The sequence below is a fragment of the Alteromonas sp. LMIT006 genome, assembly GCF_024300645.1.
Taxonomy (GTDB): Bacteria; Pseudomonadota; Gammaproteobacteria; order Enterobacterales; family Alteromonadaceae; genus Opacimonas; species Opacimonas immobilis.
Window position 1 is genome coordinate 1,911,614 of sequence record NZ_CP101291.1, and the last position, 16,208, is coordinate 1,927,821.

The following is a 16,208-nucleotide window of genomic DNA, read 5'->3' on the forward strand; positions in this document are numbered from 1 at the left end:
TATTTTTGCCAAATTAATTTAGGCTGCGTCGCGTTGTTGAACACTGTTTTGCGTGTCTTTCCACCATAAAATACGCGCAAGCGCTGGTAACACAATGATCGCACCGAGCATGTTCACGACAAACATGAATGTCAGCAAGATGCCCATATCCATTTGAAATTTTAGACTCGAAAAGACCCAAGTGCTCACGCCGATTGCTAAGGTAATCCCGGTAAACAATACCGCATTACCGCGTTCTTTTAATGCGGTTAAATACGCTACATGTACGCTCTGTCCAGATTGAATACAGCGCATCATCGTTGACAAAATATAAATCCCGTAATCGACACCGATACCAACCCCAAGGGCAATAACTGGCAAGGTCGAAACCGTTAATCCGATTTGCAGATAAGTCATCAGAGCTTGCGCTAATACGGAGACAATATACAGAGGTAAAACCACTGAAATGGTCGCTCTCAAAGACCGGAAGCTCAATAAACACAAGATAATCACAGCGCCAAATACATAAATCAACATTGGCGTTTGCGACGCACTCACCGCTTCATTGGTAGCTGCCATCACCCCAACAGGTCCTGACGCTAAGACAAAACGCAAATCATCACCCTCGTATTCGGTGCGATATTCTTTTACTGCATCGACTATTCGGGTAATGGTTTCGGCTTTGTGATCGGTCATAAATAAAATCACAGGCATCACTGAGCAATTGCCGTTGAGTAAACCACTTGATGATGGAATACGCGCAATTGATTGCACTAAAGTCGGCTCAGTTCTAGGCAAGACATTCCACTTTGGATTGCCTTCGTTGTAACCTGCGTTAATCTTTTTGGCAACATGCGGCAAAGATACAGCAGATTGAACGCCTTCAACATTGCTCATACGCCACTGAAATTCATCTATGCGGTTCATCACATCATGTGAGGTGCAAGCCTGCTCTTCTGCTTCCACTAAGATTGAAATGTAATCGACAGTAATTTCATATTTATCGGTAATTAAAAACGTGTCTTGGTTGTATCGCGAATACTCATGCAAGGCAGGCGCGCCAGCATGTAAATCCCCTATTTTCATTTGTTTGGATTGAATGAACCCAAACGCAAAAAGTATAGCGGTTACTGCGACAATCACCAGTGCGATATTTTTGTCACAACACTTAGAGAAAATGAGCCAAATGCCTTCTGCCCCTGATTGTGCTTTAAACTTCTGCTGATATTGCGCAGAGAAACGAACATAACTCATTAGTACAGGCAATAAAATGAGATTGGTCAGAATAATTACCGCCACCCCCATTGATGCGGTAATTGCCAATTCTTTAATAATACCAATATCAATGACTAATAAGGTCAAGAAGCCCACAGTGTCAGAAAGCAAAGCAATACCACCAGGGATCAATAACGTCGTAAACGCGAGTTTGGATGCGTCTAACGCACTTAATCCTTCGACAACTTTTTTACCCACAGAATTGATCATCTGCACGCCATGGCTGACGCCGATGGCAAAGACCAAAAACGGTACTAATATCGACATCGGATCTAAGCCAAAACCAAATAACGTCAACAACCCTAACTGCCAGATGACCGCAATGATGGAGCAAGCAATCGGCAAAACGGTGAGCATCAAAGATTTGGAAAAGATAAATACCATCACTGTCGTAATTAATATGGCGATGCCAAAGAACATAACCACATCTTTTGCGCCATCAGCAACATCTGCGATCATTTTAGAAAAGCCAATAATGTGCAGGCTAATAGTGTCGTTTTCGTATTTACCGCGCAACTCAGATTCTAAAATGTTGCCGATATTGAGCATATCCACATCTTTACCCGTTTCTGGGTCGACCGATTGCAACTGAGCCGTCACCATGGCACAGCTGTAATCATTGGACACTTGACGCCCGACAATACCGGCTTTTTCGATATTTTGCGCAACTTGCTCTAGTGCTTTAGGATCCTTACTATTGAAGTCTGACGGAATGACTGGCCCACCAGCAAAGCCTCCCTCGACAATTTCGGTAAAACGAGTTGCTGGTGAAAACAAGGAAACAACCAGAGAGCGTTCAACACCATTAATAAAAAATACATCGTCATGAACATTTTTGAGTGTATCAAAAAACGCTGTGTTGAAAATATTACCGTTGCGATCACACACAGAGACTAAAATGTTGTTAGCACCATCAAAGTCTGCTCGGTGTTTGATGTAATTTTGCATATATTCGTGTTGCAATGGAATATTCTTCTCAAAGCCTGCGTCAAGCTTAAGCATGGACGCCATGTACAACAAAAATAGCGTCGCGAAAGCAAACAACGCCATAACGGCTTTGCGGTGATTAAAAATAAATGATTCGGAAAAAGAAATGAAAGAGTTCATAAACCTTACTGTATAGTAATCGATTGAAGACCGTTCGCGGTCACGGAAAGCAACGTTTTAGCATCAGCAATAGCACTGACCACTGAAACCTTCTCAGACGTCTGGAACGTATTAACGGAATCGTCATGACAAGATATATCACTGTTTATTTGGTCGATGAATAACTTGCTCACATAACCATTGTTAGCAACAGTGATCCAAGCATCATCGGTTTCAATGATGGAATTCACAGATGCGCTGTGGCACAAATCGATCGTTAACCATTGGTCGTCCGACAATAAAAACGTGTTTCCTCGCAAACCAGATACCAATAAACCATTGTCGGTGTTGGCTAAACTAAACAATGAGCCCTCGTAATCAATGGCTAGACGTTGCCACGTTTTGCCAAAGTCAAAACTTTGCGCAACCAAGCCGGTCTCACCAACCAGAGTCACTCTATCGCCTGTCACCTCAATTCGGTTAAGATGCGGTAAAATATTAGCAAGTTCTTCATTGTAGAATGCTTCACCATCAAGTTCGCGGATCTCTTCCAAATATTCGAAATCAAATGGATTTAATAAGCTAGCATGAAGTTCTTTTTGCCACGTCTGGCCAGCGTCAAGAGTGCGATAAAATGCCCCATACGCACCAATAGCTACACCGTGATCATCATCAAAAAAAACGATATCCAAGAACGGTTTGTCTGCATCAAAATCTTGCATTTGCAACTGCCACGATAGACCACCATCAACAGAATGCAGAATAGTGAGATCATGGCCTGCCGCCCATATTCGATCACCTGATACTGCAACGGAAGTCAACGTTGCTCGAGATGGCACGATGGCTTGCTGCAAAGAGTCAAACTCGTCACCAACCAATACATGACCTCTTTCACCTACAACGACATAGCCACCAGATAACGGTGCAATATCCAACAGTAAGGAATCCTTGACCAGAGGCACTAGCAAAGAATCATTTGCGTTTACCGTAAACACAAAAAAAGAAAACACAAAAAATAAAAAGTTTTTCATAGTCACTCAAAAAGAAACGGTTGACCTAGGCCAACCGTTGTTATCTAACTTAACGTTTGCCTGAACGTCTCAATGCTTGAGGCGTAAAGTCTCGGTCATTAAGACCTGGTGAGAAGTCATACATTGCATGCTCATTATCTAAACCCAATGCTAGATAACGACCAGAGTTCAGATCATGCAAGACCTCAAGAGTTGACCATGCAGTAGGAACTTCGTAGTAATTCAAGTTATGAGCAACACCGACGCGATATAAACCACCACGGTCGTCATAGAGATCAGCGACCAAAATCTGCCAGCTATCTTCATCGATATAGAAGACACGTTTAGAATACACATGACGGAATTCTGGTTTGATGTTCGCTTCAACTACCCATACGCGGTGCTTTTCATAACGTGTTAATTCTGGATTAATATGCCCCGGTGTTAAAATATCATCATAAGATACTTTATCCGAGTGCAAGTCATAGGAGTTGTAGGCAACGTACAATTCTTGTTTGCCTTTTAATTCCCATGTGTAGCGGTTTGGTGAACCGTTATACATATCAAAATCATCAGTGGTACGTAGGCCATCAGAACCCGTACCCGGAGTATCAAAAGCAACGTTTGGCGCACGACGAACACGACGTTGACCTGTGTTATAAGTCCATGCTTGACGCGGTGTGGCAATCTGGTCCACCGTTTCATGGACTAGTAACGCGGTTCCTGCAAGGCGCGAAGGTTCTGTCACTTCTTGTTTAAACTTGAACAAGATATTGTCTTCCATCACTTCTTGTGTCGTCACACCCGGCTCAGAATACTTGATCTTAAGTTGGTCATTAAAGCCAACATAGGTATAAGCACCTGACTCCGTCATGGCAACCTGACCACCCTCACGAGTGACCTCAGCGCCACGATAACGAAGAATGTGATTCCAGACTGCCTCCAGACCATTTTGAGGAATAGGGAATGGCATACCCATAATGGCGTTTTTAATGCCATTACCGTCGTTTAATAATTCTGCAGTGGTTGCATTAGCGATGGTGGCATCGTAAACAAAATCAGGAAACGATGCAGTTCTACGCGTCTGATAGACTGGCATCTTAAAAGTATCAGGATATTTCTCAAATAACGCCTGTTGACCAGGTGACAAGAACTCTGCGTATTGTTTGTAGTTACTGGCATCAATGGTGAACTGTACTTTATCATCAGGAAATGGGTTCTGATGATGATCTCCAACCTGATATCCTGCAGGCGGAGCAGTAATACCACCCGTCCACTCTGGTATAGAACCATCGGCATTGCCGGCACGGATAGCGCCCATTGGGGTCAATTCATTGCCAAGCTTGGCCGCTTCGGCTTCGGATACATTTGCGTGTAGGCCAACAGAGCCCAAAGAAAGGGCTAACGCTGCGGCTACTAGGCTTATTTTTTTAATCATAATGACACCTAATTAGAATGAATACTTAACGTTGAAAGAAACAAAGTCTCTATCGGCAAGGGCATTTGTCGTACCTACCCCACCCCAAAATGCATTGTATGATGCTGTCGCTGAAAGCTTGCTTAAATAATCAAACGTAAAAGCAACACTTGCAGACTTGCGGTCTTCTAAGAATAAAAATAATGGGTCTGGTGTCGTACCATCCACATCGTGCGCAAAAGTGGCACGTGTGCGGAGATTAACCCCATCAAACACATCGTTGAAATCTGCAACTGCGAGTAAACGATAGCCCCACGAGGTCTGGGTCGCAAACGGGTTGGTTTCAGGTCCGTCTGATAAACCAGTGTGAAGACCAGGTAATGGACGTGGTGTCGATTCTAAATAATTAAATACCGGACCAGAACGACCTGTACCAGGTGCGTTCAAACGAACGACGTCAGCATCTGGCATATCTTTGACATCTACGTAAGCGACTTCACCCAATAGGACTAAATTATCTGTACCGAGCGATGGGCCGAAAATATGAGAAACCGTGACCTGAGCTTGGAAGGTATCAGATAACACATAACCAGCTGCGTATTCACCTGGACCGGTGGTTAAACCAATATTATTGAGCTGTGAAATGCCCGCTAAATCTGGGCGTAATCCGGCGTTAGCTAATTGCTCAGGCATCGCCATGTACAATAATTCCACATCGTCAATTTGTAACGGCTCATCTTGTCGATAAGAGACTTCACCTGCTACCGCAGTTTCACCAATGTTGGTATTAAATGACACACCCCACAGTTTGATGTCTTCAGGATAAATAAACTGAGCTTTAGTAAAAGTCTGTAAATTTGTGACATTATCAGCGGTAATAGTATTTTGTGCCATGTAAGCTAAGTCGCTTAAAATAGCGCTGGTTCTAAAATCAGACGTAACACCAGAGACTAGTGGACGAGTGCTGTGGTAATTAATGTGATAAAAGCCAAATTCAGTTTCGTTGAAATCTTCGGCAAACCAACCTAGCTTAATACCATATTGACCAGAATCACTGGCATCAAAATGCGCTTTATCTCCTAAGTCGCGTACAGCAACCTTAGTTGGGTACGCAAGCATAGCTTGTGCTAATGGAGCAAGGCCAGCTGGATTACCGCCGCTCTGCGCAAGTGCACCAGCAGCCATACCGCCCAACGCATTCAACTCAGACAACAAAAAGTCTAAGTGAATGTCCGGATTACCAGAGAAACCAAGTTGGATAGTTGAATTTTGACCGCCCTCTCCGGCAAAGTCGTTCGTCGCAAAATAAGAGCCAGCTACTGGTAAGCGCGAACGCTCCCACTCGTACTGGTAATACATTGACAGGCTCACCGTATCAGTTAAGCCCAAATCAAGATAGACCATACCAACGGGAATAAATACTTCTTTTAACTCTGCGCCTGGTGAACGTGCACGAGTTACATCCACAGGGTTGGTCGTATTAATACCGTGTTGAATGAAAGTGGATTCACCCCAACTGACTACCTGGTCACCCACACGGAAAGATACAGGCGTGTTGCCCATGTAAAAATCCGCATAGAAAAATGCATCTAACAAACGAAAATCTTGACAAAGTTCTTCTTTGGATTTGTCCGTTGCACATAAATCGATTTTGTCCCCGCCAATTGGACGAGTCCAAGTGTCATTATCATCAGCAACAAACTCTTTGAAGTAGAACACACGACTAAAGAAACCCAAATCCATGTCAGAGTGATTGTATTTGATATCGATCTCATGAGAACCAGAGATCTGGGTAGAGAACGCATCACCAGGGTCATTCATTAGGTTGCCCAAATCACCATTGGTAGAATATGCAGCATCAGCTAATGCCCATACGTCAGCACTGGGATAGATAACATTGCCCAATGCAGTGTAACCTGTCCAATCAAAAACCGGTAGGTTCGGATGACCAATTAAATTCGTATCGCGATCTTCAACACGAATACTGGTTCCCACAGTAACTGTTGAGTCAATATTAACGGTAAAATTACCCACATCAAACTCTGCAGCGCTAGCTCCAGTTGTTGATAATAAGGCAGCTATACCGAGAGCGATGGGAGTTTTGACAAAAGAGGTAGGTCTGAGTTTCATCGTTTTTATTCTCCTGGATCACCTGAGGTCAAAGGTGATGATAGTTGACCAGATTTATTGTGATTAACAAAATCATTACATTATTTATTAGTCTATGCAAGGACTAATCGTACCAGTTTGATACTTTTTTACATTTTTGTTGCAAATTCGTTCAAATATTCGAATAACGCTATTTTAGTAATAAAAATAAAGCTATTGCTTTGAGTCACTGTGATGGCATTGATTTCGCTTCGGTACATGCGCATAGCCCAATCACGATTTTCTGAAATGCAAAATTGAAACATCTTATGTAAGACTTTCATATTGCAAAACACTTTTAGAAACTTTTTCGAAAACGTCTTTACTCAAATCTTTTTTATCTAAAACCCTTCTGCACTCATGGATCATTAATTCACGATATGGTGAACTAACCTGCTGCCACTGTGTTAATGGCGTGACCAACCGCGCAGCCACTTGAGCATTTACACTATCAAAGCGCATGATGAAATTAGCAAAATAGGCATATCCAGAGCCATTTGGATTGTGAAAATGACGATGATTGTAAAAGGCGAAATTACCGATTAAAGCTCGTACTTTATTTGGATTATTGAGCGCAAATAATGGATGTGTTTGCAGCAAATCAAGTTGAGACAAAATATCATCAGAATCCTGGGTAGCCTGTAGTGCAAACCATTTATCCATCACCACAGAGTCAGATTGATAACTATCATTAAAAATAGCTAATAAAGCATGAAACTCTTGCGAGTTAACTCGTTGTGCTGTACGCAAAACACTTAAACGCTCCGTCATGTTTGAAGTGCTTTGATACAAACTGAGCCAATCTAATTGATTTGCATCTGCTAGAGCCAAATAATAATGCAAGGTACTTTTTAGTTTTCTGTTCTGTACTGCTGCGGCGTCATATACATAATCTTCATCCACTTTAATCTCGGCCAGCATTGGTTGCATGAGTGGCCTTAAAGTTCTTGCCAAAGACACTTCAACATTATTTCGAGCCACTAGTAACACTTGTAAATCAACTTGGCCAATCACAGATAACATCGCTTCAATACTAGGGACGCATAATACTTCACTAATAAGCTCGGCGCTGGGCATTCGTTCAAGGAATTGATAAAACATGACAAAATAGTCATGCTTTAATTCACAAGTGGAATCAATCAATAACGCTTCATAATGGGATTGTATAATTTGTTGCAAATACACCTGGCTGGCTTCCCACACAGCATAAGGGCTACGGGTATTAATAAATAGTTGCTGCCAAGTTTCTAAAGAATAATCATTTTTGATTTTAACCGGTGCACTGAATCCCACATTAAACAGTACCTGAGTATCTTTAGGTACATTAACGAATGTTACCTCCATCTTAGAGTCGTTCAACACCACCAAATTATCTCGTGTATTTTGCTCTGCTTGATAGTGATTACATTGCTTGTCAACACATTCATATACCAAAGGAATGACTAATGAAAGTTTATCGACTTGGTCAGCAGTCTGAGGCGTGTGCTGTTCTAATGTAATGGTTAACGTTTTAGACACCTCATCGTAATGGCGCTGGGTCGTGACTACAGGGGTGCCTGACTGTGCATACCACCGTTTAAATAATGTCATGTCATACTGATTGGCATCTGCCATGGCATTGACAAAATCATCGCAAGTCACAGCTTGTCCATCATGTCTGTCGAAGTACAAAGCAAGACCTTTTTTAAATCCTTCTTCACCAAGTAGTATTTGCTGCATTCGAATGACTTCCGCACCCTTGTCATAAACCGTTAAGGTGTAGAAATTGTTCATTTCAATCACTTCATCAGGGCGAATCGGGTGAGCCATGGCAGATGCATCTTCAGCAAATTGCTGAGCGCGCATGAGATTAATTTGTTTGATGCGAGTCGTCAGTGGCGCCATGACATCCGCGCTAAATTGTTGATCGCGAAATACTGTGAGCCCTTCTTTTAGGCTAAGTTGGAACCAATCACGACAAGTCACCCGATTACCTGTCCAATTGTGGAAATATTCGTGAGCAATGACGCTTTCAATATTGTAGTAATCTTCATCAGTAGCCGTTTCAGCATCGGCTAACACAAACTTACTATTAAAAACGTTTAAGCCCTTATTTTCCATTGCTCCCATATTAAAAAAGTCGGTGGCCACAATCATGTAAATATCTAAGTCGTAACACAAACCATAGGTTTGCTCATCCCATTGCATGGACTTAACGAGAGAATCGAGCGCATGTTGTGCTTGGTGTTTACGTCCTTTTTCGACAAACATTTGCAGCACTACATCGCGACCTTCTTGTGTCGTAAACGTTCCTTCTAACAAATCAAAATCGCCAGCAACCAAGGCAAACAAATAACAAGGTTTCAAATGAGGATCGTGCCAAGAAACGGTATGAGTGCCGTCGTGATTGTCGATCGCTTGAGTTTTATTCCCGTTACTAAGTAAATAGGGAAACTCAGATTGGTTAGCAGTAATCGTTACTGAATATTCAGACATTACATCAGGACGATCTAGAAAATACGTAATGCGTCGAAAACCTTCCGCCTCACACTGAGTGCAATACGAGTCTGCCGCAAAATACAGCCCTTCAAGCTCCGTATTTGCTTGTGGATTACATTCAGTCTGAATGGTTAAAGTAAACGCGTCTTTTGTGACCGGTATGGATAAATTGTGTTCGGTCAGGGTGTAATCTGAAATCTGTTCGTCGTCTATTTTAACGCTGATGATAGTTAAACCAACACCGTCTAAATGAATAAATGATGTATCTTTCAAACGTTTCACTTGCATTGTGTTCGTTACTCGAGTTTGTTCCCGGTCGAGCACAAAATCTAAGTGAATTCGAGGTATCAAAAAATACGGAGGTATATAATCCTCACGACGTTTAGCAGTAACCATAAGCTTCCCTAGCGAGTTTCAATAACTGATTCTGGAGGGGTAAGGCGCAAAATCTTAATCCCGACATAAGCATATATAATTGCTAAGACAGGATTAATCAAATTAAAGAACGCATAAAAAATATAACTAAATGGATGCACTAGCAACACCGAATGCATATAGGCACCACAGGTATTCCATGGAATTAAAGGTGATGTTAAGGTGCCACCATCTTCTAAGCTACGCGACAAGTTGAGCTGGTGTAAGCCACGCTCTGCAAAAGCCTCTTTGTACATGCGACCCGGCATTACAATCGATATATATTGATCGGCTGTGATTAAGTTGGTCCCCAAACAAGTAAAAATAGTGCGTGTGATCATAGAACCAGCACTTTGCGCACCTTTGAGTAAGACACTCACGATACGTTTTAAAATGCCAACTTTCTCTAACACGGCTCCAAATGACATAGCACAGATAATTAGCCAAATTGTGTTGAGCATAGAAGACATGCCCCCACGACTGAGAAGACTGTTGAGGTTGTCGTCGACGGTTGAGAAACTTACACCATCGTATAACGCTGTCCAGACAACCATCAGTTTGGCTATTGCAGTACCCTGTTCGGTCATCGAAGCAACTACATCGCCTTGGCATAAGACCGCCCATAAACCACCAAACAAAGCGCCAATGGCTACCGCTGGAAACGCTGGCATTTTACGAATAGCAAGAGTTAACAATAAGATCAAAGGGACAAGGTTGATAATGGATAATGAAAAGGTAGCAGACAATACCGCTTGCATTTGTTCAATGCGTTCTAAAGAGCCAGCGGTATTTTCGCTAAACCCAAGTACAAGAAACAAAAATAAAGCAATGATAAAGCTTGGAATAGTGGTCCATAGCATGTAACGAATGTGAGCAAACAGTTCTGTTCCCGCAATGGCTGGTGCTAAATTTGTGGTTTCGGATAAGGGAGAAATTTTATCCCCAAAATACGCACCAGACACCACCGCACCGGCTGTAATAGCAAGGGACATATCCATGCCAGTTGCCACGCCAATCAGTGCTACACCGACCGTTGCTGCAGTGGTCCATGAACTACCAATACTCATGGCAACCACGGCACAAATCAGACAAGCAGCGGCATAAAAAAAGCTTGGGTTTAATAACTCCAAACCATAATAAATCAATGTGGGTACCGTCCCAGCAAGCATCCATGTACCAATCAAAGAGCCGACTGCCAATAGGATAAGACACGCTCCCAATGACATGCTGATCCCTTTGACGATACCTTGCTCAATTTCGGCCCAAGTATGGCCGTTTTTAAGTCCAATAAGGCTTGCGACACCAACGCCGATCAGCAAGGCAATTTGATTGGGCCCGTAGGAAGAAGAATCGCCATACAAATATACAGCCCCGCCCATCATAATAACCAGCAGAACGAGTGGAATTAAAGCGTCCGTGAAACTCGGCTCACGAGGAGTTGAAGAAGCACAAGTCATATCTTTATCTCCATTACATTACTGAGCGATAGAACATTACGGCGATGATAAGTGGGCAAATAAATTTGACGTACCATGGCCATATTTTCCAAAACACAGAATGTTCTGCCCCGGTAAAGCCCGATTTTACCTCTTCTAACACTTTATCTCGATGCCAAACCCAGCCGACAAACAAGCACATCAATAAGCCCAAAAGCGGTTGTGAATATTCCGTTGTAAACGCAATAACATTGCCGAACAACGCATCAAAATTAAATATGATTAGGCTACTACACACCAGTATAAGCAAAGTCATTAACCATACCGCTCTAGTACGAGGTAATTTGCGATTCTCCACCAAATAAGAAACTGGCACTTCAAGCATTGAAATAGACGAAGTCACCGCGGCAATAGACATAAGCACGAAAAAAACCAAGGCTAAGACGATTCCAATAATACCAATAGAATTGAATAAGCCAGGTAACACTTGAAAAATTAAATCACCACCAGAAATCAGACTGCCATCATCAGCAAAAATAGTTACCCCTGCCAATTGAGCGACATACATAGCAGGGATAATTAGCATCCCTGCAATGACGGCAACGCCAATATCGACTAGTGCAACTGATGCGCCTAAACTAGGTAGGTGCTCTTTTTTGGCTATGTATGAACCATAGACCAACATGGTGCCAACACCCAACGACATCGAAAAGAATGCTTGTCCCATTGCACTGATTAATACTTCGGGTTCCGTTATTAAAGTAAAATCAGGAACAAGGTAAGCCCGCCAACCATCAGCAGCGCCCTCTTGAAACGACACATAAATGATTAATGCAACAATCAACAACACCAGAGTCGGCATCAAACGAACAGACCATTTTTCAATACCTTGTTTGACACCACCGGTCACAATTAGGCCAGTAAATACAAGAAAAATAGTACAAAACAACCAGTTTCTGGGGATTGAAAACTCCGTTAACCAGGTTAGTTCTTCGCTATCTAAAAATAGGTTTAACAACGCCTCTACCGCAAAGGCAATCATCCAACCGGCGACAATGGCATAAAAAGATAGGATCAAGGAAGCGGTCACGGCTCCCCATATACCAACTGCTTTACCGAACACTGAACCAGAAACGCGTTCAAGCGCATCCACAACGTTAGATCGAGTGGCACGGCCAATGACTAATTCCGCCATCAACACTGGATACGCAAGTAAAAAGGCCAAAAAAAGATAAACTAAAACGAAAGCTGCTCCGCCATTTTGAGCAACCTGTGATGGAAATCCCCAAATGTTTCCAAGACCAACAGCCGAACCAGCTGCTGCTAAAATAAATCCGAGACGAGAGGAAAATTCTCCACGTACTGCCATATCCTGCCCTCTTATATTATTGTTATAAGGATATTGTGTTTAATTCGAGTTGTTACTTTGCTCAATACGCTGTGCGACCTTATCCAAACGAATGTAGTCGTTGGTAATGTTGGCGGCCTCATCCAAAAATGGGTCGATATCAAGCAAGTCATCAGGTAAATCATCTAGCTCGCTTAACGCTTGAACTGGATTTTTACCTAGCCGCTGCAGTCGAGCATTAGCACGTTCAAGACGTTTAGCTTTATTGGCTTCATCCTCAGCCTTGCGTTCAGACAGCACTAGACTGATAAATTTGTCGTCTTGCTTGCGTTGATATTCACTAATATCATCAAGAATGTAAGCGAATTCAGGATCTTGCATGATGCGCTTGTTGTGTTTTGCTGCGAGTAAGTCAATGACATTACCACGATTCCCTAATGCAACGTAATTAGCGCGATTTATCTCATCATAAGGTAAGGCGTTCTCCTCTCGAGACTCCCCCCACTCTGCAGGATCAATAGCACTCGGGAATAAAATATCAGGGATCACACCACGATGCTGAGTGGAGCCTCCACTAATGCGATAAAACTTGGAGGTTGTATATTGAATACTGCCTAGCTGAGTATCTTGGACATCATAAAAACGCCCAAGCCCCTTGTGACGCTGTACGGTACCTTTACCAAAGGTTTGTTCGCCTAAAACAATACCGCGCTGGTAATCCTGGATGGCTGCGGCAAATATTTCGGACGCTGACGCACTGAAGCGGTCAACCAGTACCGTTAACGGACCATCGTACAAAGTGATACCATCCACATCTCGCTCAACATCGATCTGACCATTGGACGAGCGCACCTGCACCACGGGCCCTGAATCGATAAACAAACCCGTAAGGGTACGTGATTCGTTTAATGAACCACCGCCATTGCCGCGCAAATCAACAATGATTCCTGCGACCTCTTGCTCTTTTAGCTCAGTAATTAATTTGCGAACGTGTTGCGTTAAACCATTATAAAATGATGGGATTTCAATCACACCTATCGGTAAACCCGACGCCACACCTTCATCCGGCACAACCACTTTTGATTGAGCTTGACGATCTTCTAGTTTGACTTTATCTCGAACTAAAGAGATTACTTCTCTAGACTTACTGTCCGCACTGCCTTTGATGATCTCAAGACGAACGGTAGTGCCTTTGGGGCCTTTAATAAGTTCAACCACGTCATCTAGACGCCAGCCGACCACATCCACCATTTCGTCTTTGTCTTGAGCGACACCAACTATTTTGTCTTCTGGCTTCAACTTACCTGACGCATCCGCGGGTCCCCCGGGAATGATGGCACGAATAACCGTGTAATCGTCTTCGACTTGTAAAGATGCACCAATCCCCTCAAAAGACAAATTCATTTGCATTTGGAAGCGCTCAGCATTACGCGGAGACAAATAACTGGTGTGGGCTTCGATGGAACGGGAAAACGCATTCATAAACGCCTGAAACACGTCTTCTGATTTTGTCTGAGACAAGCGTTTCTGACTGCGCTCGTACCGCTTTTTCAAAAGGGCCTTGGCTTCTTCCACGGACTTGTCAGCAAGGATTAAATTAGATAAGTCGTATTTAACTCGTTGACGCCAAATCTCATTGAGTTCGGCTGTGTTTGCGGCCCATTGGGCATCTTCACGATCGTAAAAAAACTTATCGCCTGCCTTGGTGAAATCAAATTCATTGTTTAGAAGGGATAACGCATAATCTAAGCGTTCATGACGACGCTGCAAATTGATTGCGTAAATGTCATATGCGATTTGAACATTACTGGTCATCAAAGCTTCATCAAACAATTTTGACATGTTCGCAAATGACTCAATGTCTGATGCCAAGAAAAAGTTCTTGTTGTAATCAAGGTTGCGCAAATAGCGTTCGAATATTTTCTGCGATAAGTCATCATCTAGAGAAAATTTTACATAATGATTACGAGCATAGGTGCTAACTAATCTCTTAGCCGCTTTGGCATGGTGAACTTCAGGAACAAGTTGAGGCAATTCACTCGATTCTTTCGCATATAAGGTGGTGACTGATAAGGATAAACCGACTAGTATGGCGCTGACTGAACGAGTGAATTGTTTTGGCATAGGTTACTTCCGTCTGGTATCTAAACGCAATTGCTCGGCTTGAACTTTGACCGCCATCCCTGAATCTAGTTGGACCTGGATACCGTCTTTCTCAACTGCTGTAATTTTGGCTGACATAGGTGCTTTACCTAACTTTACCGTCACTGCAGTGCCTGCAACAAGTTGGTCATCATTTAATTTTGGCGGAGGTGGACGCTTACTAAATGTTGATTTATTGTTAACTTTAGCTTTGAACGCTGGTTTTTTAAAGTTTTTGTTTGGTTTTTTTGGTGAGTTTGCACGTTTTTCAGCCGCTTTTGCTTTGCTCGTGGCCAGCTGCTCAGCTGCGTAATCAGCATGTTCCTGATTTATCTCTTCACCTTCATTACCATCAAGGTCGACTCGCTTAGCACCCGCTGTGACCGATTCAAGATAGCGCCAAGAATTAGTATAGTGGCGCAAGGTTGAGCGCAACGTTGTTTTGGAAACTCGATCGTCATCTGCAAGCCGTTCAGCGAGGTCATTAAAAATCCCTACTTTAAGGGGCTTTGCTGGACCTTTATCGGAAAAACATTGAGGGAAAAGCTCGGCTAATAGAGAAATAACAGCCTTGCTATCGGTAATTTTTTGGTTTGATTCCATTAGAAAAATTCTTTATCTGCAATAATAATTACGCATCTTGCCAAGATGCGAGTATGTGTTCGACGACTTGATGCAGTTCATCATCTGTAAAATCGACAAGTTGCTGATCTTGAGACCAATGCTCCCAACAATAGTGCAAACATTGCTCAACAGCCTCTACAGATTCGTCCTCTGATATCGCATCATACACCATGTGAAGCAAGGTGTTAAAGGCTTCACACGCCTCATCAGGGTCATCATGATGGTCTATCATATCGTCATATGTGGCTAAAATCACATGAATATCGACAAATTCTTTCATTTTTTGTCTCAAATAACGTAACTTTCAATTAACTGGACGATTTTGGACAAGCCAACAACGTCACTTTCATCGAACCGCGAAAAACGTGGTGAGTCGATGTCTAACACCCCGTACACCTTATTATCGTCCATAATTGGCAGCACTATCTCAGAATTAGACGCACTATCACATGCAATATGCCCAGGAAAAGCATGCACGTCTTCAATACATTGGATAGATTTTAGTGCAACAGCAGTACCACAGACGCCTTTGCCTATAGGAATACGAACACACGCTGGTTTTCCTTGAAATGGACCCAGAACCAGTTGGTCTTCTTTTACAATGTAAAATCCCACCCAATTGATGTCTTGCAGACCATCCATTAACAATGCCGAAATATTCGCCAGGTTTGCTATCACATCAGGCTCATCCGCAATAAGCGCTGCGGTTTGTTGTTCTAAAAGAGCGTAGTCTGTCATAAGTAATACTTAAACCTTATCTGAGCAAGATGCGCAATATAACTCAGCACAATTTTTTTGCAATGGAAAAAAGCACATTGACTTGCGCTTGAGTGTATCCCACGAAACTGAAT

General features: G+C 42.7%; 11 protein-coding genes. All 11 read right to left on the reverse strand.

Annotated features, from left to right (window positions below; genetic code table 11):
• Positions 1–18: 18 nt before the first annotated feature.
• Positions 19–2,361 carry an RND family transporter gene (locus tag NLG07_RS08920; protein WP_254855113.1) on the reverse strand — a complete coding sequence of 781 codons (2,343 nt, stop codon included), beginning with the start codon at positions 2,359–2,361 and terminating at the stop codon, positions 19–21.
• Positions 2,362–2,366: 5 nt separating this feature from the next.
• Positions 2,367–3,371 carry a YCF48-related protein gene (locus NLG07_RS08925; protein WP_254855114.1) on the reverse strand — a complete coding sequence of 335 codons (1,005 nt, stop codon included), beginning with the start codon at positions 3,369–3,371 and terminating at the stop codon, positions 2,367–2,369.
• Positions 3,372–3,420: 49 nt separating this feature from the next.
• The gene (locus NLG07_RS08930; RefSeq protein ID WP_254855115.1) at positions 3,421–4,788 is read right to left on the reverse strand and encodes a DUF1329 domain-containing protein; all 1,368 of its coding nucleotides are present in this window, start codon (positions 4,786–4,788) and stop codon (positions 3,421–3,423) included.
• A 12-nt stretch (positions 4,789–4,800) separates the two neighbouring features.
• Positions 4,801–6,897 (reverse strand): DUF1302 domain-containing protein, encoded by a 2,097-nt coding sequence (locus tag NLG07_RS08935; protein WP_254855116.1) that lies wholly within the window; start codon positions 6,895–6,897, stop codon positions 4,801–4,803.
• A gap of 285 nt (positions 6,898–7,182) precedes the next feature.
• Positions 7,183–9,789 (reverse strand): aminopeptidase N, encoded by a 2,607-nt coding sequence (gene pepN / locus NLG07_RS08940; RefSeq protein ID WP_254855117.1) that lies wholly within the window; start codon positions 9,787–9,789, stop codon positions 7,183–7,185.
• A gap of 8 nt (positions 9,790–9,797) precedes the next feature.
• On the reverse strand, positions 9,798–11,264 hold the full coding sequence (nhaC, locus tag NLG07_RS08945; protein WP_254855118.1) for a Na+/H+ antiporter NhaC: 1,467 nt from the start codon (positions 11,262–11,264) through the stop codon (positions 9,798–9,800).
• Positions 11,265–11,277: 13 nt separating this feature from the next.
• Entirely contained in the window at positions 11,278–12,612 is a 1,335-nt protein-coding gene (locus tag NLG07_RS08950; RefSeq protein WP_254855119.1) for a sodium-dependent transporter, read from the reverse strand.
• Between the two features lie 39 nt (positions 12,613–12,651).
• Positions 12,652–14,715: a carboxy terminal-processing peptidase gene (gene prc / locus NLG07_RS08955; RefSeq protein WP_254855120.1), complete on the reverse strand. Its 2,064-nt coding sequence runs from the start codon at positions 14,713–14,715 to the stop codon at positions 12,652–12,654.
• A gap of 3 nt (positions 14,716–14,718) precedes the next feature.
• Positions 14,719–15,336 (reverse strand): RNA chaperone ProQ, encoded by a 618-nt coding sequence (proQ, locus tag NLG07_RS08960; protein ID WP_254855121.1) that lies wholly within the window; start codon positions 15,334–15,336, stop codon positions 14,719–14,721.
• A gap of 28 nt (positions 15,337–15,364) precedes the next feature.
• The gene (locus NLG07_RS08965; protein WP_254855122.1) at positions 15,365–15,637 is read right to left on the reverse strand and encodes a hypothetical protein; all 273 of its coding nucleotides are present in this window, start codon (positions 15,635–15,637) and stop codon (positions 15,365–15,367) included.
• 8 nt (positions 15,638–15,645) lie between these two features.
• The gene (locus NLG07_RS08970; protein ID WP_254855123.1) at positions 15,646–16,095 is read right to left on the reverse strand and encodes a GAF domain-containing protein; all 450 of its coding nucleotides are present in this window, start codon (positions 16,093–16,095) and stop codon (positions 15,646–15,648) included.
• Positions 16,096–16,208 lie beyond the last annotated feature (113 nt).

Bases quoted from the DNA above. Each gene is read 5' to 3' on its own strand.
- NLG07_RS08920 (WP_254855113.1), bottom strand. From the start codon at position 2,361: ATGAACTCTTTCATTTCTTTTTCCGAATCATTTATTTTTAATCACCGC.
- NLG07_RS08925 (WP_254855114.1), bottom strand. From the start codon at position 3,371: ATGAAAAACTTTTTATTTTTTGTGTTTTCTTTTTTTGTGTTTACGGTA.
- NLG07_RS08930 (WP_254855115.1), bottom strand. From the start codon at position 4,788: ATGATTAAAAAAATAAGCCTAGTAGCCGCAGCGTTAGCCCTTTCTTTG.
- NLG07_RS08935 (WP_254855116.1), bottom strand. From the start codon at position 6,897: ATGAAACTCAGACCTACCTCTTTTGTCAAAACTCCCATCGCTCTCGGT.
- pepN (WP_254855117.1), bottom strand. From the start codon at position 9,789: ATGGTTACTGCTAAACGTCGTGAGGATTATATACCTCCGTATTTTTTG.
- nhaC (WP_254855118.1), bottom strand. From the start codon at position 11,264: ATGACTTGTGCTTCTTCAACTCCTCGTGAGCCGAGTTTCACGGACGCT.
- NLG07_RS08950 (WP_254855119.1), bottom strand. From the start codon at position 12,612: ATGGCAGTACGTGGAGAATTTTCCTCTCGTCTCGGATTTATTTTAGCA.
- prc (WP_254855120.1), bottom strand. From the start codon at position 14,715: ATGCCAAAACAATTCACTCGTTCAGTCAGCGCCATACTAGTCGGTTTA.
- proQ (WP_254855121.1), bottom strand. From the start codon at position 15,336: ATGGAATCAAACCAAAAAATTACCGATAGCAAGGCTGTTATTTCTCTA.
- NLG07_RS08965 (WP_254855122.1), bottom strand. From the start codon at position 15,637: ATGAAAGAATTTGTCGATATTCATGTGATTTTAGCCACATATGACGAT.
- NLG07_RS08970 (WP_254855123.1), bottom strand. From the start codon at position 16,095: ATGACAGACTACGCTCTTTTAGAACAACAAACCGCAGCGCTTATTGCG.